This is a genomic window from Amycolatopsis sp. Hca4, from assembly GCF_013364075.1.
Lineage (GTDB): Bacteria > Actinomycetota > Actinomycetes > Mycobacteriales > Pseudonocardiaceae > Amycolatopsis.
In genome coordinates, this window is sequence record NZ_CP054925.1 from 9,008,943 (window position 1) to 9,028,840 (window position 19,898).

Annotated in this window: 16 protein-coding genes; 4 read left to right on the top strand and 12 right to left on the bottom strand. The window is 71.9% G+C overall.

What is annotated here, in order from left to right:
* Nucleotides 1-45: 45 nt before the first annotated feature.
* Genes HUT10_RS41040 through HUT10_RS41060 form a run of 5 tightly spaced genes read right to left on the bottom strand, consistent with a single transcriptional unit; the run spans nucleotide 46 to nucleotide 6,871 of the window.
* Complete coding sequence (locus HUT10_RS41040) at nucleotides 46-1,497, bottom strand: cytosine permease (RefSeq protein ID WP_176176115.1); 1,452 nt, start codon at nucleotides 1,495-1,497, stop codon at nucleotides 46-48.
* Complete coding sequence (locus tag HUT10_RS41045) at nucleotides 1,494-2,852, bottom strand: aminobutyraldehyde dehydrogenase (protein WP_176176116.1); 1,359 nt, start codon at nucleotides 2,850-2,852, stop codon at nucleotides 1,494-1,496. The genes HUT10_RS41040 and HUT10_RS41045 overlap by 4 nt, the downstream gene beginning before the upstream one ends.
* Nucleotides 2,849-4,492: a thiamine pyrophosphate-binding protein gene (locus tag HUT10_RS41050; RefSeq protein WP_176176117.1), complete on the bottom strand. Its 1,644-nt coding sequence runs from the start codon at nucleotides 4,490-4,492 to the stop codon at nucleotides 2,849-2,851. The genes HUT10_RS41045 and HUT10_RS41050 overlap by 4 nt, the downstream gene beginning before the upstream one ends.
* Nucleotides 4,489-5,433: an agmatinase gene (gene speB, locus HUT10_RS41055; RefSeq protein WP_176176118.1), complete on the bottom strand. Its 945-nt coding sequence runs from the start codon at nucleotides 5,431-5,433 to the stop codon at nucleotides 4,489-4,491. Before speB ends, HUT10_RS41050 begins: the two co-directional genes overlap by 4 nt.
* Complete coding sequence (locus tag HUT10_RS41060; protein ID WP_176176119.1) at nucleotides 5,426-6,871, bottom strand: sodium:solute symporter; 1,446 nt, start codon at nucleotides 6,869-6,871, stop codon at nucleotides 5,426-5,428. The genes speB and HUT10_RS41060 overlap by 8 nt, the downstream gene beginning before the upstream one ends.
* 152 nt (nucleotides 6,872-7,023) lie before the next feature.
* Here HUT10_RS41060 and HUT10_RS41065 point away from each other — a divergent pair, with 152 nt between their 5' ends.
* Genes HUT10_RS41065 through HUT10_RS41075 form a run of 3 tightly spaced genes read left to right on the top strand, consistent with a single transcriptional unit; the run spans nucleotide 7,024 to nucleotide 10,300 of the window.
* Complete coding sequence (locus HUT10_RS41065; RefSeq protein ID WP_368660810.1) at nucleotides 7,024-8,466, top strand: PucR family transcriptional regulator; 1,443 nt, start codon at nucleotides 7,024-7,026, stop codon at nucleotides 8,464-8,466.
* Between the two features lie 35 nt (nucleotides 8,467-8,501).
* A complete protein-coding gene (locus HUT10_RS41070) occupies nucleotides 8,502-9,179 on the top strand; it encodes a response regulator transcription factor (RefSeq protein ID WP_167441650.1) in 678 nt (225 codons plus the stop codon).
* Complete coding sequence (locus HUT10_RS41075; protein WP_176176121.1) at nucleotides 9,176-10,300, top strand: cell wall metabolism sensor histidine kinase WalK; 1,125 nt, start codon at nucleotides 9,176-9,178, stop codon at nucleotides 10,298-10,300. The genes HUT10_RS41070 and HUT10_RS41075 overlap by 4 nt, the downstream gene beginning before the upstream one ends.
* Before the next feature lie 120 nt (nucleotides 10,301-10,420).
* Here HUT10_RS41075 and HUT10_RS41080 read toward each other — a convergent pair whose 3' ends face one another.
* Both HUT10_RS41080 and HUT10_RS41085 read right to left on the bottom strand, forming a co-directional pair.
* Entirely contained in the window at nucleotides 10,421-11,500 is a 1,080-nt protein-coding gene (locus HUT10_RS41080) for an alpha/beta hydrolase (RefSeq protein WP_176176122.1), read from the bottom strand.
* The gene (locus HUT10_RS41085; protein WP_176176123.1) at nucleotides 11,494-13,023 is read right to left on the bottom strand and encodes a PHP domain-containing protein; all 1,530 of its coding nucleotides are present in this window, start codon (nucleotides 13,021-13,023) and stop codon (nucleotides 11,494-11,496) included. Before HUT10_RS41085 ends, HUT10_RS41080 begins: the two co-directional genes overlap by 7 nt.
* A gap of 70 nt (nucleotides 13,024-13,093) precedes the next feature.
* Here HUT10_RS41085 and HUT10_RS41090 point away from each other — a divergent pair, with 70 nt between their 5' ends.
* A complete protein-coding gene (locus HUT10_RS41090) occupies nucleotides 13,094-13,522 on the top strand; it encodes a hypothetical protein (RefSeq protein ID WP_254897246.1) in 429 nt (142 codons plus the stop codon).
* On the opposite strand, the gene HUT10_RS41095 is transcribed toward HUT10_RS41090, so the two are convergent.
* The 5 genes from HUT10_RS41095 to HUT10_RS41115 form a co-directional block, all read right to left on the bottom strand.
* Nucleotides 13,519-15,630 carry a 3-hydroxyacyl-CoA dehydrogenase NAD-binding domain-containing protein gene (locus tag HUT10_RS41095; RefSeq protein ID WP_176176125.1) on the bottom strand — a complete coding sequence of 704 codons (2,112 nt, stop codon included), beginning with the start codon at nucleotides 15,628-15,630 and terminating at the stop codon, nucleotides 13,519-13,521. The two genes, HUT10_RS41090 and HUT10_RS41095, sit on opposite strands and share 4 nt — an antisense overlap.
* Entirely contained in the window at nucleotides 15,630-16,820 is a 1,191-nt protein-coding gene (locus HUT10_RS41100) for a thiolase family protein (protein ID WP_176178276.1), read from the bottom strand. The genes HUT10_RS41095 and HUT10_RS41100 overlap by 1 nt, the downstream gene beginning before the upstream one ends.
* Before the next feature lie 127 nt (nucleotides 16,821-16,947).
* Nucleotides 16,948-17,577, bottom strand: coding sequence for a DUF998 domain-containing protein (locus HUT10_RS41105; protein ID WP_176176126.1), 630 nt, complete (start codon nucleotides 17,575-17,577; stop codon nucleotides 16,948-16,950).
* Nucleotides 17,578-17,637: 60 nt separating this feature from the next.
* Complete coding sequence (locus HUT10_RS51440; protein WP_254897247.1) at nucleotides 17,638-18,624, bottom strand: hypothetical protein; 987 nt, start codon at nucleotides 18,622-18,624, stop codon at nucleotides 17,638-17,640.
* Nucleotides 18,621-19,886, bottom strand: coding sequence for a hypothetical protein (locus HUT10_RS41115; protein WP_176176127.1), 1,266 nt, complete (start codon nucleotides 19,884-19,886; stop codon nucleotides 18,621-18,623). Before HUT10_RS41115 ends, HUT10_RS51440 begins: the two co-directional genes overlap by 4 nt.
* Nucleotides 19,887-19,898: the final 12 nt, after the last annotated feature.

Consider the following 19,898-nt stretch of genomic DNA (forward strand, 5'->3'; position numbering starts at 1 on the left):
TTGCGCTTTGGGTTGCGGGCCTGGCTCAAAGTGATTTTTGCGGCCTCAGGCGACGGGATGACCAACCAGCTCGGTTTGTGGGTTCCTCGTTGGGGGGAATACCTGTGGGGGCTCTGGGAACAGCTTCACCAGGAGGGGGTAGGTGATTGCGGCCGTCAGCAAGGTTGCCAAGAGGCTGATGTCCACGCCTCCTGCGATGTCTTTCAGGGGGCCGGTGATCATCGGTGTGTTTGCGCACAACAGGCCCAGTGTTGTTGCCGGGAGCCATGCTGCCGTTGCTCGCCAGTTCACCCCCTTTGCGAACCAATAGCGGCCGCCCTTGCGGCCCTCGTTGAACACCTGCAGGTCCGCTACGTCGTACCAGCCTCTTCTCTGCACGAAGCCGATCATCATGATCACCATCCAGGGGCTGGTGCACAGGACGATCAACGTTGCGAACGCGTTGATGCTCGACACCATGTCCAGTACGAAATTGCCCACGAAGATGAAGGCCACGCTCAACGTCCCGATCAGCAGCGTTGCCTGGACGCGGGAGAGCTTCGGGAAGATCGAGCTGAAGTCCAAGCCCGTTCCGTACAGCGATGTCGTTCCGGTCGACAGGCCGCCGATCAAGGCCACCACGATCAGGGGGATCGCGTACCACAACGGGGAAATCGCCGTCAGGCCCGTGATGTAGTCGGCCGGGTTTGCCACCAGGGTTGCCGTGGCGATGCCGAAACCGAACGGGAGCAGCGTGGCCACCTGGGCCAGGAACGGCGCCGTCAGCAACGAGCGTTTGCTGAACGACGCCGGGATGTAGCGGGCCCAGTCGCCGAGGAAGGCTCCGAACGAGATCGGGTTCGCCAGGGCCGTCAAGGCCGCCAACGTGAACGTCGGCCAGAACGTTCCCAGTGCGTACGCTCCCGTTCCCGGGTAGCCCGGGTCGAACGTTCCGCCGTAGGCCACGATGCCCAGGAGCATGATCGCCGTGCCCAGGACCACCGCGATGCGGTTGACCAGCAGCATGAACCGGTAGCCGTAGATGCACACCACCAGCGTGGCGATCGCGATCACGCCGTAGGCGATGCCGCGCAGGAGCGCTCCTCCGTCGAAACCGAACAGGCGCTGGGCTGCCCCCGCCACCGCGTCGCCGCTCACCCACACCGAGATCGCGAAGAACGTTATGGCCGTCAGCAGGGACAGGAACGAGCCGACGCACCTGCCGACCACGCCGAAGTGCGCACCCGATGACACCGCGTTGTTCGTGCGGGTTCTCGGGCCGAACAACGCCATCGGGGCCAGGACCAGGCCGCCCACCACCACTCCGAGGGCCGTTGCCAGTACCGCGTCGCGGAAGCTCAAGCCGTACGCGATCGGGAGGGTGCCCAGGATGATCGTCGCGAACGTGTTCGCGCCGCCGAACGCCATGCGGAACAGGTCGCGGGGGCGGGACGTCTGGTCCTCCGGCGGGATCGGGGCGATGCCGTGCTGCTCGACCTTGGTGATCTTCTCGCTCATGCGAACCTCGTCATCACGTGCTTGACGCGGGTGTACTCGGCGAACGCGTACGCCGAGAGGTCCTTGCCGTGGCCGGAGTGGCCGAAGCCGCCGTGGGGCATCTCCGCCACCAGTGGCCCGTGTGTGTTCACCCACACGCAGCCGAAGTCCAGGTCCGCCGACACGCGGGCGGCCACGGCCAGGTCGCGCGTCCAGACCGACGACGCCAGTCCGTACGGGACGCCGTTGGCCAGCGCCACGCCCGCCGCTTCGTCCGGAAAGGACTGGACGGTGATGACCGGGCCGAAGATCTCCTCCTGGACGATCTCGTCGTCCTGGCGCACGCCCGAGATCACCGTGGGGGCGTAGTGGAAGCCCCGGGAACCGAAGCGGGTGCCGCCGGTTTCGATCCGGGCGTGGGACGGCAGCCCGGCGATCAGGCCTTCGACGCGGGCGAACTGGGCCGCGCTGTTGAGCGGTCCGTAGTCGACGCCCGGTGTCTGCGCCGCGGCCGTCTTCGCCAGCTCCGCCAGGAAGTCGTCGTGGATCGAGTCGTGGACGAGCACCCTGCTGCCCGCCGTGCAGTCCTGGCCGGCGTTGTAGAACGCCGCGCCCACGATGCCCTCCGCCGCCGCCGCGATGTCGACGTCCGGGAAGACCAGCAGGGGTGCGTTGCCGCCCAGTTCCAGGTGGGTTCGCTTGAGGTCGGCGGCCGCCACCGTCGCCACGTCGATGCCCGCGCGCGTCGACCCGGTGATCGAGACCAGGGCCGTGATGGGGTGCTTGACCAGGGCCCGGCCGGTGTCGCGGTCGCCGGTCAGCACCGTGAACGCCCCCGGCGGCAGGTGCTCCGCGGCCACCGAGGCCAGCAGCAGCGCCGTCGACGGGGTCGTCTCGGCCGGCTTCAGCACCACCGTGTTGCCCGCCGCCAGCGCCGGGGCGATCTTCCAGACCGCCATCATCAGCGGGTAGTTCCAGGGCGCGATCTGCGCGCAGACGCCGACCGGCTCGCGGCGGATCACCGACGTGTGCCCGGGCGTGTACTCGCCGGCCGCGGTGCCCTCCAGGTGCCGTGCCGCCCCCGCGAAGAACCGCAGGGCGCTCACGCACTCCGGGATCTCCTCCTCGAGCACCACCGACCGGATCTTGCCCGTCTCGCGCACCTCGAGGTCGGCGAACTCGGCCGCCCGGGCTTCGAGCGCGTCGGCGATCTTCAGCAGGGCCAGCTGCCGCTGCGCCGGGGTGCTGCGCCGCCAGGTCGCAAACGCTTGCGCGGCCGCTTCCAGCGCCGCGTCCACTTCGGACTGGCCGGCGACGGGGCTGGTGCCGAACACCTCGCCGGTGGCCGGGTCGGTCAGGTCGAGCGTGCGGGTCATGCCTTCTCCAGGTGGGTCGGCGCGAACAGCTTGAGCAGGGCGGGCAGGACGACGACCGACGGCCCGGGCGTGCGCAGCGCCGCGGCCAGGTCCGCGCCCACGGAGTCGAGGGAAGACAGGTGGGCGGGTACGCCGAAGGAGGACGCCAGCGCCACGAAGTCCGGCCGGGTCAGCTCGGTGGCCGTCGTCCGGCCGAACGCGTCGGTCAGGTACTCGCGCAGGACGCCGTAGCCGCCGTCGTCGACGATCAGCCACGTGACGTCGAGGCCGTGCTGGACCGCGGTCGCCAGCTCGGCGACGCCGTACATCGCGCCGCCGTCGCCGGACACCGCCAGTGCCGGGCCGCCGGCGGCGGCACCGCCGAGCGCGGCCGGCAGCCCGTAACCCAGGCCGCCCGCGCCCTGCGCGGTGTGGATCGGCGCGCCCTCGGGGTTCCACGCCGACCAGGCCCAGTACGCCGCGATCGTCATGTCCCAGAACGTCTGCGTGCCCTCGGGCAGGGCCGCCCGGATGTCGTCCACGAGCTTCCGCTCGACGGCGAGGTCCTGACCGTCCAATCGGGACTCGACCCGCGACAGCAGCTCCGAGACCGCGGCCTCGGCCCGGCCGTCGGACGCGCGCATCGGCACCCACTCCAGCAGCGCCTGCAGGGTGAGCCGCACGTCGGCGTGGATGCCGAGGCCCGGGTAGTTCGACTCCAGCTTCCCGAGGTCGGCCTCGACCTGGACCACCCGGCCGCGCGGGGCGAACTCGCGGTAGTTGCTGGACAGCTCGCCGAGACCAGAGCCGAGCACCAGCAGCACGTCGGCGGCCGCGAGGAACTCCGTGGTGTGCCAGTCCTCCAGCCACGACCGCCCGGACAGCTCGTGCGCCCAGGGGAACACGCCCTTGCCGCCGAAGGTGGAGATCACCGGCGCGCGCAGGGCCTCGGCCAAGGCCAGCAGCTCGGCCTGCGCGCCCGACCGCAAGGCCCCGCCGCCGGCCAGGATCACCGGGTTCGCCGCCGCCTCGAGCAGCCGGGCGGCCTCGGTGACCAGCTCCGGAAGGGGTTCCAGCGGCGGAGCAGTGGCCGACACCGACGTGATCGGCGGGATCCCGGCCGGCCCGAGCAGCACGTCCTGGGGGATCTCGACCCACACCGGGCCGTAGGGCGCGGTCGCCGCCGACGTCCACGCCTCGCGCAGCGCCGACGGGAGCTGGCTCGCCCGCCGCACCACGTGCACCGACTTCACCACGTCCCGGAAGCTCGCCTGCTGGTCGGGCAGCTCGTGCAGGTAGCCGTGCCGCCCGCCGCCGAGGCCGGCGACCGGGACCTGGCTGGAGATGCCCAGCACCGGCACCGAAGCCGCCCGGGACTCCTGCAGCGAAGCCAGCGTCAGCAACGCGCCCGGCCCGGTCGAGACGATCAGCGGCGTCACCGGCACCGGGCCGTCCGGGGCCGCCGCGAGCCGGGCGCGGGCGTGCCCGTCGGCGGCGAAGGCGAGGTTGTTCTCGACGCGCCCGCTGACCACGCGCAGGTCGCCCGCGCGCCGCAGCGCCTCGAACAGGCCCAGCGCGTGCTGGCCCGGCAGCCCGAACACCGTGTCGGCGCCCAGTGCCCGCAGGGTCTCGACGACGACGTCACCGCCGATGCGGGTCATTCGCCCTTCCCCAGTGCCAGCAGGCTCACCAGGTCGTAGGCGACGTGGGAGGCCGCGATGGCGGTGATCTCCGCGTGGTCGTAGGCCGGGGCCAGCTCGACGACGTCCGCGCCGACCAGGTTGAGGTCGCGCAGCCCGCGCAGGATCTCCAGCAGCTCGCGGCTGGTCATCCCGCCCGCTTCGGGGGTGCCGGTGCCGGGCGCGTGGGCCGGGTCGAGCACGTCGATGTCGACCGAGACGTACAGCGGGCGATCGCCGATGCGCTGCCGCAGTGCGTCGACGGTCTCGGCGACCCCGCGGCGCATGACGTCGCCGGAGGTGACGATGCCGAACCCGAGCCGCCGGTCTTCTTCGAGGTCGCGCTTGCCGTACAGCGGCCCGCGCGTGCCGACGTGCGACAGCGCGCTCGTGTCGAGGATCCCTTCCTCCGACGCCCGCCGGAACGGGGTGCCGTGGGTGTACGGCTCGCCGAAGTAGGTGTCCCAGGTGTCGAGGTGCGCGTCGAAGTGCAGCAGGGCAACGGGTCCGTGCTTCTTCGCCGCCGCGCGCAGCAGCGGCAGCGCAATGGTGTGGTCGCCGCCGACGGTGACCAGCCGCGTCCCGTCCGCCTGCAGCGCTTCGGCTTCCTGCTGCAGCGTCTCGATCGCCTCGCCGATGTTGAACGGGTTGACCGCGATGTCCCCGGCGTCGACGACCTGCTTCTCCTCGAACGGCGAGACGTCCAGCTCCGGGTGGTACGGCCGCAGCAGCCGGCTCGCCTCGCGCACCGCGGCCGGGCCGAACCGCGCGCCGGGCCGGTAGGACACGCCGGAGTCGAAGGGCACCCCGACGACGGCGACGTCGGCGCGCTCGACCTGGTCGATCCGCGGCAGCCGCGCGAAGGTCGCGAACCCGGCGAACCGGGGGACGCGCGACGAGTCGAGGGGTCCGATGTTAGGCACTGGTGGGCTCCTGTTCCCGGGTTTCGATGGGTGCTTCCCGGCCGCTCAGGCGGTCGGTCCAGACGGAAAGGATGGTCTCGGAGGTGCGGGGCGTGGCCAGGCTGACGGCGAGGTAGACGACCAGGCTCGCGCCGAGGCCCCAGTAGATCGGGGTGTTGGCGTCCACGCCGTCGATGATCATGAACGCGATCACCGAGAGCGTGCCGGCCACCATCGACGCGTACGCGCCCTGCCGGGTGCCGCGCTTCCAGAACAGCGCGCCGACGATCGCCACCAGCAGGCCGCCGACCAGGATGTCGTAGGCGATGGTGAGCGCGTTGACGACGTCGTCGACCACCATCGCGATGCCGATGGCCAGCAGGCCGAGCAGCAGCGTGGCGAGCCGGTTGCGGCTGACCTCGCCGCCCTTCTTCAGGCCCAGCTTGGTGAGCAGGTCCGAGGTCGTGGTGGTGGAGCAGGCGATCAGCGCGCCGCTGGCCGTCGACATCATCGCCGAGAGCGCGGCGGCCAGGACCAGGCCGCGGACACCGGTCGGCAGGAGGCGCTCGACGATCGTCGCGAACGCGTCCTGCGCGCTGGCGATGTCCGGGTAGAGCGCGTGCGCGGCGGTGCCGATCAGGGCGCCGGCCAGGCCGTAGACCAGGCAGTAGACGCCGGAGGTGATGCCGCCGGACGTCGCGATCGCCGGGGTGCGGGCGGTGAACACGCGCTGCCAGATGTCCTGGCCGATGAGCAGGCCGAAGGTGTAGATGACGAAGTAGGTGATGATCGTGTCGGTGCCGATCGAGGTGAAGCTGAAGAAGCTCGCGTCCAGCTTTTCGCTCATCCCGCTGAAGCCGCCGGCCGAGCTGATCGCGACCGGCAGCAGGATGGCCAGGATGCCGATGGTCTTGATGACGAACTGGGCGATGTCGGTCAGCGTGATCGACCACATGCCGCCGAGCACCGAGTAGAGCACCACGATCGAGCCGCCGATCGCGATCCCGGCCCAGTTCGGCAGGTCGAACAGCACCTTGAAGATGGTCGCGAAGGCCAGCGTCGAGGTCACCGTGAGCATCAGCGTGTAGCCCCACATCACGACGCCGGACACCGCGCTGGTGCGGCCGCCGTAGCGCAGGTCGAGCATCTCGCCGACGGTGTAGACCTTCAGCCGCACCAGCCGCCGCGCGAACAGCGCGTGCAGCACCAGGATGCCGACGCCGATGCTGACCACCAGCCACATGCCGGAGATGCCGAACTTGTAGCCGAGCTTCACGCCGCCGACGGTGGACGCGCCGCCGAGGACGACGGCCGACATCGTGCCGGAGTACATGAACCAGCCCAGCCGCCGCCCGGCGACCAGGTAGTCGGACTTCGTCTTGGCGAGCTTGAGGCCGTACCAGCCGACCCCGAGCATGCCCGCGATGTACAGCGCGATCACTGCGTAGTCGCCGGTCACGGTGTCCTCCTCACGTCGGTTTCGGGTCACCGTAAGTTCGCCCGCCACCCCCTCGGCATGGGATGATTCATCCCCTTGTCGACATCGTGAGGGATGGAATGACCCATAGCCCGGATGCAGCGCACGCCGAGGTGAATGTCCCGTTACGGGACGTGGTCGGCAACCGGGAGCTCGCGCTCGAGGTCGTCGGCGAGACACTGCGGCCGGGCGCGCTGGACCTGCCGGTCCGCTGGGCCCACGTCAGCGAGCTGCAGGACCCCGCGCCCTACCTGGTCGGCGGCGAGCTGATCCTCACCGCGGGCGTCAACCTGCCCGAGCGGATCGACCGGTACGTGCGCGGGCTGCGGGACGCCGGCGTGACGGCGCTGGGCTTCGGGCTCACCCCGAACGTGCACGAAACGCTGCCGGAGTCCCTGCGCCGGGCCTGCGCGCGCCGCGGGTTGCCGCTGGTGGTCGTGCCGCCGCGGACGCCGTTCCTGGCCATCAACCGCGCGGTGTCGGTCGCGTTGACCGAGGCCGGGCAGCGCGACCAGCGCCGGATCACCGCGGCCCGCGAGACGCTGACGCGGGCGGCGGGTGGCGGGCTCGGCGAGCTGACGTCGGCGCTGGCGGCGGTGCTGCGGTCCTGGGTCGCGCTGGTCGGCGCCGGGGACGTGCTGGCCGCGGCGCACGACGCGCCGGCGCCGCTGCCGCCGGAGGTGCGGGAACTGATGGCGACCGTGCGGGCGGGCAGCGGAATCCGGAGCGCGACGACCGAGACCGGCGGTGGGTTCGTCGTCGTCCAGCCGGTGTACCCGCAGGCCACCGCGTCGCACCTGGTGGTCGTCGGCCGGTCCCGGCGGCTGGCGGGGGCCGACCGGGCGATCCTCGCCGTCGGCGCGGCCCTGCTCGGCCTGGTCGGCCGCGCGGGCTCGGACGCGGCCGAGCTGGGCGCGGCCACCACCGGCCTGCTGCTCGGGAGCGCGTCTTCGGCGGAAGTGGCCCGGTCGCTGCTGGGGTCGGAGGTGGTCCGGCTGGTCGCCGGGGCGGCGTACCGGCGGGGCCCGGACGAGGTGGCCCAGCGCCCGGACTGGCTGCGGGCGCGGCTGGACACGCCGCTGGTTTCGGTGTCACCCGGGCGGTTCGTGGCCATCGCGGGGTCCGCGCCGCCGCTCGCGGTGCTGGAGGACCTGCGCGGGCACGGGTGGCTGGCGGCCGTGGGCTCGCCGGCCCCGGCCGGGCAGCCGTCGGACGGCGAGGTCGACCTGCTGCTCGCACGGGCGCGGGCGCTGGGCCGCCCGGTGGTCGCCGGGGACTCGCCGCTGGACCTCGACGCGTGGGTGGACCCGGGCGCCTCCCGGGAGTTCGCGGCCAGGGCGCTGGAGCCGCTGGTGGCCCTCGACGAGGCCGGCGACCGGTCGCTCGTGCTGACCCTGCGGACGTGGCTGGCCCACCACGGCGGGTGGGAACCGACGGCGACGGAGCTGGGCGTGCACCGCAACAGCGTCCGGCACCGGATCGCGCAGGTGGAGAAGGCACTGGGGGTGGATCTGGGCGACCCGGAGGTCCGGATGCGACTGTGGTTCGCCCTCCGGTGGGTGGCCCTGCATCCTTAAAGGGCACTCTCAGGAAAATATGGGATTGTGGGCTCGTGCGAGTTTTGGTAGTCGAGGACGAAGAACCCCTGGCCGACGCGATCGCCCGCGGGCTGCGCCGTGAGGGGATGGCCGTGGACGTCGCGCTCACCGGCGACGACGGGCACGAGAAGGCCGCCGTCACCCGGTACGACGTCGTGCTGCTGGACCGGGACCTCCCCGGGATGTCCGGTGACGAGCTGTGCCGGGAGATCGTCGCGTCCGGGGAGCTGACCCGGGTGCTGATGCTCACCGCGAGCAGTTCGGTGTCCGACCGCGTGGACGGGCTGTCGCTGGGTGCCGACGACTACCTCGCCAAGCCGTTCGCCTTCCCCGAGCTCGTCGCGCGGGTGCGGGCGCTGGGCCGTCGCGCCACGCCGGCCGCGCCGCCGCTGCTGACCGCCGGCGACGTCGAACTGGACCCGGCCAAGCGCACGGTCCGCCGCGCGAGCGGGCCGGTCGAGCTGACGCGCAAGGAGTTCGGCGTCCTCGAGGTGCTGCTGCAGGCCGCCGGATCCGTGGTCAGCAGCGAGGAACTGCTGGAACGCGTCTGGGACGAGAACGCCGACCCGTTCACCACGACCGTCCGGGTCACCGTGATGACGCTGCGGAAGAAGCTCGGCGAGCCGGGGATCATCGAGACCGTCGTCGGTTCCGGGTACCGGGTGCCGGAGCCCGGCGCTTCCCGCGCGTGAACCTGCCGGGCACCCGCACCCTCCGCGCCCGGATCACGCTGCTGGCGACCGTGCTGGTCGCCGCCGTCAGCCTGCTGCTGCTCTGGCTGGCCTGGACGCTGGTGCGGGACTCGCTCGACACCGTCCCGCAGATGCCGCCGGGCAGCGTGGTGGTCGTCGACGGCGTCACGGTCGACGCCTCGACGCTCGCCGAGCACCTGCGCGTGCACGCCCGCGACCGGATGCTGCTGTTCGGCTCGATCGCGTTCCTGCTGGTGGTCGCGGCCGCGGCCATCCTCGCCTGGACGTTCACCTCGCGCGTGCTGCTGCCGCTGCGCGAGATCACCGGCACCGCGCGGCGGCTGTCGGTCGAGTCGCTGGGGGAGCGGATCGGCGAGCTCCGCTCCCGCGACGAGCTGGCCGAGCTGGCGAGCACGTTCGACGACATGCTCGACCGGCTCCAGGCGGCCTTCGACGCGCAACGGCACTTCGTCGCCAACGCGAGCCACGAGCTGCGGACGCCGTTGTCGGTGATCCGCACGGAACTCGACGTCACCCTCGCCGACGACGAAGCCGACGAAGCCGAGCTGCGGCGGATGGCCGGCGTGGTCCGCGACGCGACCGAGCGCGCCGGGCAGCTGGTCAATTCCCTGCTGCTGCTGGCCCGCACCGACGGCGCCGGGCTCGGCGTGCGCGAGCCGGTCGATCTCGCGGTCGTCGTCGACCGGGCGTGGCGCGCGGTGCAGCGGGAAGCCGCGCAACGCGGCATCCGGGCGACGTTCACGACACCGCCGGCGTCGGCGTTCGGCGACCCGGCGCTGCTGGAGCGGATCGCGGGCAACCTGCTGGAGAACGCGGTCCGCCACAACGTCGAAGGCGGCTGGCTGGAGGTCGTGACGCAGCCGGGGCCGCGGTGGTCGATGCTGCGGGTCCGCTCGTCGGGCGGTCTGCTCGACCCGGCGGCGGTGCCGGAGCTGTTCGAGCCGTTCCGCCGCGCCGGCGTGGCCCGCACCGCCCGCCACGGCGCGGGCCTGGGCCTTTCGATCGTCCGGGCCGCGGTGTCCGCCCACGGCGGAACGGTGACGGCCGAGCCCATCGTCGGCGGCGGCCTCGCCGTCACAGTCCACCTCCCGCCCCACTGACCCCGTGATCGGGAGCGGATCTCGCGTGATCTGAGGCGGAACTCGCGTGATCAGGGACGGAACTCACGAGATCCGTGCTCGATCACGCGAGATCCGTCCCCAATCACGCGGGTTCGGTGCTCAATCACGGGGGCGGGCCAGGGCGAGGGCGGCGCGGAGGACTCCGGCGGCGTGGAGCATGGCTGCGCGGGCGTCCGGGTCCACGCCTACTCGGTTGGCGAAGCCGTGGAGCTGGCCTTCGTGACGTCGGTGGACCAGCGGAACCCCCGCCGAAGCGAGGCGGTGAGCGTAGGCCTCGCCTTCGTCGCGGAGGAGGTCGAAGCCGCAGGTGGCCACGTACGTCGGGGGCAAGCCTTCGAGGGTTTCGTCGTAGAGGACCGACGCGCGGGGGTCCTGATAGGACTCCGGGTCGCGGAGGTACTGCGCGCGGTACCAGGCCCACTCGTCGTGGTCGAGGCGGAAGCCCGAGCCGAACTGCCGGTGTGACGGCGTCGAGCCGAGCGCGTCCGTCGCCGGGGTCAGCAGGAGGCTGAACGCCGGCCGGGGCAGCTCGCCGCGGGCGGCCGCGTGGGCCACCACCGCCGCCAGGTTGCCGCCGCTGCTGTCGCCGCCCACCGCCAGCCGGGCCGGGTCGATGCCGAAATCCTCCGCGTGGGAAACGACGAAGGCGAACGCCGCCACCGCGTCCGAAGCCGCCGCCGGGAACGGGTGTTCCGGGGCGAGCCGGTAGCCGATCGACACCACCCGCACCCCGGCCTCCTCGGCCAGCAGCCGGCACGCGCCTTCGTGCGTGTCGATGCTGCCGAGCACGAACCCGCCGCCGTGGAAGTACACGATCGCCGGCGCGGGCGCCGGGACGCCGGCCGGCTCGTACAGCCGCAGCGGCAGCGGCCCGCCCGGCCCGGGCCACGACCGGTCGCGGGTCCGGACGCCGGGGCAGACGCCGGCGCCGGCCAGCGCCCCGGCCAGGTTCAGCTCGGCCCGCGCCCGCACCAGGCTGCCGTTCCGGTGCGGGGCGTCGAACGGCGCGAGGCGCGACACCCGCATGAGCACCTGGGCGGTGAGGACCGGCTGACGGCCGTCGACGACGACCGGGCGCCCGGCGATCACCCGCAGCACCGGTGCGGGCAGCCGGAGCAGGAAGCGCAGTCCGGCCATGATCGACCGCACGAGCAGCCGCCGGGACAGTCCATTCAGCACAGGTCCACAAATATCGGATTCCCGTACAACCACAAGTCCTCGAACGGGTCCGCCTGCCCGACGACGTCCGGCGTGGGCTCGGCATCGCCGTTCGAACCCCGGACACGCAGGTAGAACGGGTCACGCACGTTCCGGAACGTGTGCCGGAAGGTGACCTGCCGTCCCGGGGCCCACCGCGGCTCGAACGACTCCACGACCCGCGTACCCGGCGCGGTCATCGTGTCGCGGTCGGCGACCGGGCCGGTCACCGGGCCCGAAACGACGTCCAGGCGCGCCAGCCGCGGCACCGAGCCGCCGCCGTTCGGCCGGTCCGCCAGCCGCGCGCGCACGACGACCGTGACGTCGGAGCCCCGCCGCACCCGCAGGCGCCCGCCGAGCGTCGTAGCGGAACCACCGCCGTGCGCCTCGACCTCGAGGCCCTGGACGAGACCGCCGTGCGCCAGCCAGATCCGCCCGGCCCGCAGGCCCTCCAGCACGCCTTCGAGGCTGCGCCGCGTGACGCCGACGTACGTCCGGCTGAACTCGCCGGGGTAGAAGTCGGCGTACGGCGCGGACAGCTGCGGCCGTCCCGAGTCGACCGGGTCGGGGAACCTGCCGTGCGTGTCGTACCAGTCGCCCGGCACGTCCGGGCGGACCAGCGTGTCGCCCCGGTTGTAGTGCGAGTCGGAGTTCGTGGTGATCCACCACGGCTTGCCCTCGGCGAGCAGCGAATCCCACAGCCCGCCGACCTTCGCCGTCGCCCAGTCCCAGCCGCCGTGCGTCCGGTAGGCCTCGGCCGGGTAGCCCGGCCACGAGTTCGGGCCGGGGTTGTTGGCGTAGCCACCGCGCGCGCCGCCGTTGCCGAGCGGCTGGGGGAAGCCGTCGGCCTGGGCGCCGGGCGCGCCCTCCATGCCGATGACGATGCCCGGCGCGGCGTCGCGGTAGGCCCGCAGCTCGTGCGGGGCGACGCGGCCGTTGCGCAGCGGGTGGTTGATCAGCACCACGGGCGCGTGGATGCGCTTCGCCCGTTCCTCGGCAGCCAGCCAGCGCAGGGCCCGCAGCGCGAGGGCCTCGTTCGCCGGGCTCGACGCCTCGGAGTTCGTCAGCCGCCAGTCGAAGGTCCGCTCGAACTCGCGCAGCTTCGCCGCCTGCTCCGAACCGGCCTGGAAGAACACCGTCGCGTGCTCGGCACCCGGGACGTTCCACTCCATGCCGTGCCACAACAGCAGATCGGGGTACTGCCGGCGGGCGGCGAGGAAGTCGGCCTCGGTCGGCTCGACCGACACCTTCTCGTGCTCGGCGTGGCCGTGGTCGGTGAAGACGATCCAGTCCGCGCCGTGCGCCCGCCCGCCGCGCGCGATGTCGTCGATCCGGTACATCGCGTCGTAGGAGTACTGGCTGTGCGTGTGGTGGTCGCCCACCAGCCACTGGTAGCGGCCGCACACGCGGCCCGGGTCGAGGTCGGCGGGAGCCGGGAGGGGCACGCTCGCGGCGGCGGCCGCGAGGCCGGCGCCCTTGAGGAACCGGCGTCGATCGGTGGTCACGGCGGGGGACGCTAAGCCGCCTGAGTGAACGGGCGGTGTCCGGCGGCCGACGTGTGCTGTGATCTTCGGTGTGGAGGAGAAACGCCTGACCCGGGTGGTGCCGCCGGTGATCGCGCTGGCACTGGCCGCGGGCGCCGGGCTCGCGTTCTTCATCGCCGCGCTCGTCCGGCCACCGGACCTGCCGGTGGACACGAACCCGGCGCCGCTGGCCGGGCACACGTTGTGCGCGGCGGTCGTCGTGGTCTTCGAGTCCGACGCCGGGATGCGGTCGGCCGAGACGGCGATCCGAGCCGAGCCGAAGGCCCGGCGGGTGTTCGTCGACCCGCCGTCGGTGTCCCTGCTCGCCGTCCCGGGTACCGACCTGAAGGCGTGGGCGCAGGAGCTGCACGCCCGCTACCGGACCGCCGAGCGGGTGACGGTGATCGACTCCGACGCGACGGCGGCGCAGCTGAAACTCACTGCGCCGCCGCCGAAGTGCCCTCGTGAGGGCGAGTACTAGCGCGTCGGGACCGAGGCCACGCCCGGGGCGAGGAACGGCTTGCCGTTGACCCGCTCGGACACGCCGGAGCGGTCCAGGTACGGCGTGATGCCGCCGTTCCAGAACGGCCAGCCCGCGCCCAGGATCAGGCACAGGTCGATGTCCTGCGCCTCGGCGACCACGCCCTCGTCGAGCATGATCCGGATCTCCTCGGCGATCGCGGCCAGCGCGCGCTCGCGCACCTGCTCCGAAGTGGACGGCCGGTCGCCCTGCGTCCAGAGCTCGACGACCTCGGGGTCGGCCGACTGGTTGCCCTGCGCGTCCCAGATCCAGACGCCCTTCTTGCCCGCCTTGACGAACTTCGCGAGGTTCTCGGACACGGTGAACCGGTCCGGGAAGGACTCGTGCAGCGTCTCGCCGACGTGCAGCGCGATGGCCGGGCCGACGAGCTGCATCAGCGTCAGCGGCGTCATCGGCAGGCCCAGTGGCTCCAAGGCCTTGTCGGCGACGTCGAACGGCGTGCCCTCGTCGACGGTGACCAGCACCTCGCCGAGGAAGCGCAGCAGCAGCCGGTTGACGACGAACGCCGACGCGTCCTTCACCAGCACGCTGGACTTCTTCAGCTGCTTGCCGACCGAGAACGCCGTCGCCAGGGCGGCGTCGTCGGTCTTCTCGCCGCGGACGATCTCCAGCAGCGGCAGCACGGCCACCGGGTTGAAGAAGTGGAAGCCGACCACGCGCTCGGGGTGCTGCAGCTTCGACGCCATCGCGGTGATCGACAGCGACGAGGTGTTCGTCGCCAGGATCGCCTCGGGCTTGACGTGCTGCTCCAGCTCGGCGAACACCTGCTGCTTGACGCCCAGTTCCTCGAAGACGGCTTCGATGACGAAGTCGGCGTCGGCGAACGCGGCCTTGTCGAGCGAGCCGGTGACCAGCGCCTTGAGCCGGTTCGCGCCGTCCGGGGAGACGCGCTTCTTGCCCAGCAGCTTGTCGATTTCGGCGTGGACGTACCCGACGCCCTTGTCGACGCGCTCCTGGTCGACGTCGGTCAGCACGACCGGCACCTTGAGGCGGCGGACGAACAGCAGCGCGAGCTGGCTGGCCATCAGGCCGGCGCCGACGATGCCGACCTTGTTCACCTTGCGGGCCAGCGACTTGTCCGGCGCGCCCGCCGGGCGCTTGGCGCGCTTGTTGACCAGGTTGAACGAGTACAGCCCGGCGCGCAGGACGTCGGACATGAGCAGCTCGGCGAGGCCGTCGGTCTCGGCCGCGTAGCCGCGGTCGAGATCGTTTTCCTTCGCGAGCTCGAGGAGCTCGACGGCCTTGGTGGCGCCCGGCGAGGCGCCGTGCGTGCGGCCGTCCACAATGGACTTCGCGCGGGCGATCGCCGCGTCCCACGCCGAACCGCGGTCGATCTCGCGGCGGGCCGGGGTGATCTCGCCGTTGACCACCTTGGCCAGCCAGAGCAGCGACTGCTCGAGGTAGTCGGCCGAGCCGAAGACCGCGTCGACGATGCCGAGCTCGGCCGCCTGCTTGACGTTGAGCATCTTGTTCTGCGCCAAGGCGTTTTCGATGATCACCGTCACGGCCGCGTCCGCGCCGATCAGGTTCGGCAGCAGCTGCGTGCCGCCCCAGCCCGGGAACAGGCCGAGGAAGACCTCGGGGAAGGCGATGGCGGCGGTGTTCTCCGACAGCGTCCGGTAGTGGCAGGACAGCGCCAGCTCCAGGCCGCCGCCCATGACCGCGCCGTTGACGAAGCCGAACGTCGGGATCTTCGACTCGGTGAGGCGGCGGAACACGTCGTGCCCGGTCTGGGCGATCTCGCGCGCCAGCTTCGGGTCGCTGACCTGCTCGACGCCGGAGAGGTCGGCGCCGACGGCGAAGATGAACGGCTTGCCGGTGACGGCGATCGCGGCCGGCTCGGCGGCGAAGGCCTCGTCCAGCGCGGCGTTCAGCGACACCAGGCCCTGCGGGCCGAAGGTGTTCGGCCGGGTGTGGTCGTGGCCGTTGTCGAGGGTGATCAGCGCGACCTGCTTGGTCAGGCCGGGCACCTTGATCAGGCGGGTCTTCGCGTGGGTGACGACCTCGTCCGGGAACGCGGCCTTCGCCTCTTCAGCGGTGAACGTCATTACTTCGCCCCCTCGAACGCCGGGTTCTCCCAGATCACGGTGCCGCCCATGCCGATGCCGATGCACATCGTGGTCATGCCGTAGCGCACGTCGGGCCGCTCGGCGAACTGGCGGGCCAGCTGCGTCATGAGCCGGACGCCGGACGAAGCCAGCGGGTGACCGCACGCGATGGCGCCGCCCCACTGGTTGACGCGCGGGTCCTCGTCGTCGATGCCGAAGTGGTCGAGGAAGGCCAGCACCTGCACGGCGAAGGCTTCGTTGATCTCGAACAGGCCGATGTCGTCGATGGTCAGGCCGGTGCGCTTGAACAGCTTCTCGGTGGCCGGCACCGGGCCGATGCCCATGACCTCCGGCTCGACGCCGGCGAAGGAGTAGCCGACCAGCCGCATCGCGACCGGCAGGCCCAGCTCGCGGGCGGTTTCCTCGTCGGCGAGGATCGACGCGGTGGCGCCGTCGTTCAGGCCGGCCGCGTTGCCCGCGGTGATCCGGCCGTGCGGGCGGAACGGCGTCTTGAGGTTCGCCAGCTGCTCGACGGTGGTGCCCGGCCGCGGCGGCTCGTCCTCGGTGGCCAGGCCCCAGCCGAGCTCGGCCGACCGGGTGGCGACGGGCACGAGTTCGGGGCCGATCTTGCCGGTCTTGACGGCTTCGGCGTAGCGCTCCTGGCTGCGCGCCGCGTAGGCGTCGGTGCGCTGCTTGGTGATCGCCGGGAAGCGGTCGTGCAGGTTCTCGGCGGTCTGGCCCATGACGAGCGCCGTCGGGTCGACGAGCTTGTCGGCGATGATCCGCGGGTTCGGGTCGACGCCCTCGCCCATCGGGTGGCGGCCCATGTGCTCGACACCGCCGGCGATGGCGATGTCGTAGGCGCCGAAGCCGATGCCGGACGCGGCGGTGGTGACGGCCGTCATCGCGCCGGCGCACATGCGGTCGATGGCGAAGCCGGGCACCGACTTCGGCAGCCCGGCCAGCAGCGCGGCGGTCCGGCCGATGGTCAGGCCCTGGTCGCCGATCTGGGTGGTGGCGGCGATGGCCACCTCGTCGACGCGCTCGGGCGGCAGCTCGGGGTGCCGCCGCAGCAGCTCGCGGATGGCGTTGACGACCAGGTCGTCGGCCCGGGTCCCGGCGTACATGCCCTTGTCGCCGGCCTTGCCGAAGGGGGTGCGGACCCCCTCGACGAAGGCGACGGTGCGCACGCCCCGCGCGGTCGGCGCGAGCGGCGTTGCTGGTGCGGCCACGAATGCTCCATGAAGTAGACGTTGTTAGCCGCACGATAGCCCTTGTTACCCACCGGTAACCAGTGGTGTGGCCCGGTCGAGTGGGCTACGGCACACTCTTGGGCTTCAGCGTCCCGCCTTTGACGGCCCAGGCGACGCCGAACGCCTCCACGGCGACGGCCTCCAGCCACAGCGCCGGGTGCAGGTCCGGGGTGAGCCCGAGGTACTTGGCCCCGGCGATGAGCACCAGGCAGACGAGGATCACGCCGCCGCAGACCCGGTAGAGGGCGCCGAACTCCTCGGGCTGTTCGCCGTCGTGCGGGAAGAGGCGGAGGCAGAAGTACGCGAGGGACAGGAAGAACACGGCCGCGAAGGCGAGGTGCAGGACGCCGGCCGTCCGGTCCCACGCCGTGACGTCGCGGTCGGGGGTGGTCGGGAACAGTGCGAGCCCGATCGCCCCCAGCCCGGCGACGGTGCTGACGATGTTGTCGATGTAGTCGTGGCCGTAGTAGGCGAGCAGGAACACGCCGACCGCGCACATCGCGCCGACCAGGACGTCCCGCAGGTCGGTGTAGTAGTAGCTGCTCAGCGAGCCGAGGAGGTCGCCGCCCTGGACGAGCTGCTTGCCGAGGATGAGCACGAACGGCAGCGCGAGGCCGATGAGGCCGATGGCGCGCCGGAGGAACAGGTACGAGTGGACGAGGGTGTTCTGCGGGGATCTGGTCGCCGTGGTCATGGCCGCCTCCGAGGGTTCACTCAGGTGGATCGGCGGCGAAGTGCCCAGGGGTGAGGCTTGTTACCGCGCAGTTGTCCAAGTTCTCAGCTGATCGTTACGGAGTTCGGCGAAGGTGCCGTCGCGGTGGGCGGTGGGGGTGAAGCCTTCGAGGACTCCGATCCGGGAGCCTTCGGCCGGGTCCCAGACCTCCAGCCCGGCTTCGGCGGCCACGTACAGGAGGCCGCCGTGGCCCCACATGCGCCCGGCGGGCCCGGTGAACATCCCGGTGCGGCGCCCGGTCCCGGCGTCCCAGAGCTCGACGCCGTTGGCGTCCTGCAGGGCGACGGTGTTCTCGTCCACCCAGGCGATCGGGGTGTCCCAGGTGTCGTCGCGGTCGGCGAGGTGGCGTGGGTGTTCGGCCGCGTACCGGTCGCCGCCCAGCCAGGCGGCGAGGTCGATGGCCAGGGGGATGCCGACGGGGTGCCAGACCCAGCCGTCGGTGACGAGCAGGCGCTCGGACGGGCTCGGGTGGAGTGCGCCGAGGAAGTAGCCGAGGTAGTGCTCGGGATACGGCTGCCCGCGCTCCGGGAACGGGATTTCCCGGTCGGTCAGCAGCTCGCGGCCGGGCAGGTCGAACACATCGAGGCGGTTCCAGTCGGTGGCTGCGACGACCTTCGCTGTCTCGCCCTCGCCGAGGAAGGCCAGCGGGTAGCGGGTGAGTTCGTTGTCGTTCCAGTCCCGGTCGAGGTCGAGCACGGTGACCCACTCGTCGAGGTCGACGACGGTGGCGAACTGGCCGTAGTCGGAGACGACCGCGGCGAACCGCCCGTCGCGCGAGGTGTGCAGGCCGCGGCGCGGGCGGTCGGGGATGTCGCGGATGTCTTCGTAGGTTTCTTCGGGCAGTTCGACCGGGCCGACGAGCCATTGGTCGTCGTCGGTGATGCGGACGAAGCCTTCCTCGGTGAGGGCGAGCCAGTGGCCGGGCATGGGAGCCAGGCAGCCGTCGTTGAGGGGACGGACGGGGCAGGCGCGGGAGGACCAGGTGCTGCCGAGGTCTTCGGTGGTCATGCTGCCGGTGTCCCCGAGTCGGCGGTCCAGGTGCGGAGCTGATCGTTACGGAGTTCGGCGAAGGTGCCGTCGCGGTGGGCGGTGGGGGTGAAGCCTTCGAGGAACCCGATTCGGGCGCCTTCGGCCGGGTCCCAGACCTCCAGCCCGGCTTCGGCAGCCACGTACAGGAGGCCGCCGTGGCCCCACATGCGCCCGGCGGGCCCAGCGAACATCCCGGTGCGGCGCCCGGTCCCGGCGTCGTAGAGCTCGACGCCGTCGAGCATCCGGTCGTCGGCGATGCCCATCTTCTGGATCGCGACGGTGTGGTCGTCCACCCAGGCGATCGGCTGGTCCCAAACGTGCTCTCGGCCGAGCGTGAGGCTTCGCCCGTGCTCGGCCGCGTGCCGGTCGCCGCCCAGCCACGCGACGAGGTCGACGGCCTCCGGCGCACCGATGGGGTGCCAGACCCAGCCGTCGGTGACCAGCCATCGCTCGGTCGGGCTCGGGTGCAGCGCGCCCTGGAAGTAGTCGAGGTAGTGCTCGGGTTCGGGCTCCCCCTTCTGCGGTGCCGCGGTTTCCCGGTCGGTCAGCAGCTCTCCGCTGGGCAGCGCGAACACGTCGAGGCGGTTCCAGTCCGTGCCCGCGACGACCTTCGCCGTCTCGCCTTCACCGAGGAAGGCCAGCGGGAACCGGGTGAATTCGTTGTCGTTCCAGTCCCGGTCGAGGTCGAGCACGGTGGCCCACTCGTCGAGGTCGACGACGGTGGCGAACTGGCCGTAGTCGGAGACGACCGCGGTAAACCGCCCGTCGCGCGAGGTGTGCAGGCCGCGGCGCGGGCGGTCGGGGATGTCACGGATGTCCACGGGGTTCTCTTCGGGCAGTTCGACCGGGCCGACGAGCCATTGGTCGTCGTCGGTGATCCGCATCAAGCCCTCTGCGGTCAGGGCGAGCCAGTGGCCGGGCACGGGTGCCAGGCAGCCGTCGTTCAGCGGGCGCACCGGGCAGGGGCGGGTGGACCAGGCGCCGCCGAGTTTCCGGTCCCGCACCAGGATTTCGGGCTCGCCGTGCCAGCCCGAGGGGAAGCTCTTCTGGTCGGCCCGATCGGCGCAGGCTTCGCAGACCTCGACCAGCGCGGCCGGCGTGCACTCGGCGCAGACGAGGTCGTAGTGCGTGCCCACGCCGGTGAGGTGGCGGGTGGACGAGGGAGGTTCTTCGACAGCCAGATGCAAACAGATGCGCAGGGTGCCGATGCGGCCCGGATGGCCGCAAGGCAGGGTGTTCATGACCTCAGTGTC

Coding starts and splice junctions, on each gene's coding strand:
- HUT10_RS41040 (WP_176176115.1), bottom strand. CDS start 1,497: ATGAGCGAGAAGATCACCAAGGTCGAGCAGCACGGCATCGCCCCGATC.
- HUT10_RS41045 (WP_176176116.1), bottom strand. CDS start 2,852: ATGACCCGCACGCTCGACCTGACCGACCCGGCCACCGGCGAGGTGTTC.
- HUT10_RS41050 (WP_176176117.1), bottom strand. CDS start 4,492: ATGACCCGCATCGGCGGTGACGTCGTCGTCGAGACCCTGCGGGCACTG.
- HUT10_RS41095 (WP_176176125.1), bottom strand. CDS start 15,630: ATGACGTTCACCGCTGAAGAGGCGAAGGCCGCGTTCCCGGACGAGGTC.
- HUT10_RS41105 (WP_176176126.1), bottom strand. CDS start 17,577: ATGACCACGGCGACCAGATCCCCGCAGAACACCCTCGTCCACTCGTAC.
- HUT10_RS51440 (WP_254897247.1), bottom strand. CDS start 18,624: ATGACCACCGAAGACCTCGGCAGCACCTGGTCCTCCCGCGCCTGCCCC.
- HUT10_RS41115 (WP_176176127.1), bottom strand. CDS start 19,886: ATGAACACCCTGCCTTGCGGCCATCCGGGCCGCATCGGCACCCTGCGC.